The organism is Bacillus stratosphericus, assembly GCF_020524495.1.
GTDB classification, from domain to species: domain Bacteria; phylum Bacillota; class Bacilli; order Bacillales; family Bacillaceae; genus Bacillus; species Bacillus stratosphericus_B.
On sequence record NZ_JAIVLB010000056.1, the window covers coordinates 1 to 1,337 of the forward strand.

The 1,337-nt window shown below is 37.3% G+C and carries 1 protein-coding gene and 1 pseudogene; both read right to left on the reverse strand.

Annotation, left to right across the window (positions count from 1 at the left end; translation table 11 throughout):
* Window positions 1–225, reverse strand: a pseudogene (locus tag LC033_RS15535) (right-handed parallel beta-helix repeat-containing protein); the annotation flags it as partial.
* Between the two features lie 35 nt (window positions 226–260).
* On the reverse strand, window positions 261–1,337 hold a 1,077-nt coding region (locus LC033_RS15540; protein ID WP_226569979.1), incomplete at its 5' end, for a phage tail protein.

Here is a 1,337-nt window from a genome sequence, read left to right on the forward strand (position 1 = left end):
TACAAGGTTTGTCAATCTAGCCCACATGTTGTCAATTCTATTTGCAACGGTAAATAGTCCGTGCATAATCTGACTAGACAAATGAGCTTTTTTACTGTCTTTGTGAGACTGTATTTCACTAGCGTTTTTATTAAGTTCATTCTCAACAGACTGCATATCTTCACGCAGCTGCTCTGCATATTTCGAGTTTCGTCTAGTGTCATAGTCCTTTCTAAGCCTTACCATGTTCTCACTCCTTTTTTGGCAAAAATAAAAAGACCCTATCTAAGCGTCTTGAGCATGTCATTTATATACCGTTCCAAGTTTTTCACTTGCTTTGCTTGATCTACCGTTATTCGCTGTATATCTTTGCGAAAGTTCGCAAATGTGATCGTTGGGCTACTATATGGATCGAGAGGATTATGCTGAATTGATACGACTCTCAAATCGTCCTCAAAGGTTATTCCGTCTGCGGTGTCGGCAATGACATGGATTGTATCGCCTAACCAAAAATCTTGCTCAATTTCAAGCAGTTTAGGCTCGTATATTTTTTGAAACTCAACTTCCACCGTCATTTCAGGATAAGGGTTCACATGCTTCTTTAATGCTGAAATGATACTGCTTGATTTTTTGTATCTCTCATCTTTAATCGGCTCTGCCCAGCGCGGCTTTCCTTCAATGAGAAATTTATCTTCATTGGGATGAATATAAAGAACTGGATCAAATATATATACAGGCTCTTCCCCTTCCTCTTTCGTTGCTGGTTTTTCGTCATCTTTTGATTCTGTTTCTTTTTGAGCACCATAGCCCCATGCGCGTGTAGTGCAATTCTGAGAATCCGTAGTGATTGTGATACCGGGCATGTTATAACGACTATCAAGCACAAAATCTATTTCTTGTCCCATCTTTTTATAGACATGAATTTTGTAATTGTCCACGTCTAACTCTAGGTCATAATCTTCAATGATTTCATCCATAAGCTCTGTTGAATTTCTTTCACCAAAGTTTTCCTGTTCTGCAGAAGGAATTTCTTCATCTTTTGCGTGGATGACGTACTTAAAATCTGTTCCTTTAAGGGCAATATCAAGTGCTTCTTTAATGCTTAGTTTTTTAGAAACTGCTTTTTCAATTCTATTATTAATTAACAGGACTGAATAAATATGTGCAGCTGTAACTGTTTTTGTCAGCATTCCGTTTTCTTGATGAAGACTCACATTTGTAATGTAGTATTTTTGATGATTGTATTTCTTTTCGTCAAGGTACAGAATATTATCTACAACCAACAACTCAAATTCAGTTGCATTTTCCTGCGTGCGTGCTAATGAGAATGTAAATGACTTTTTTCCTGTAGTGTCGGC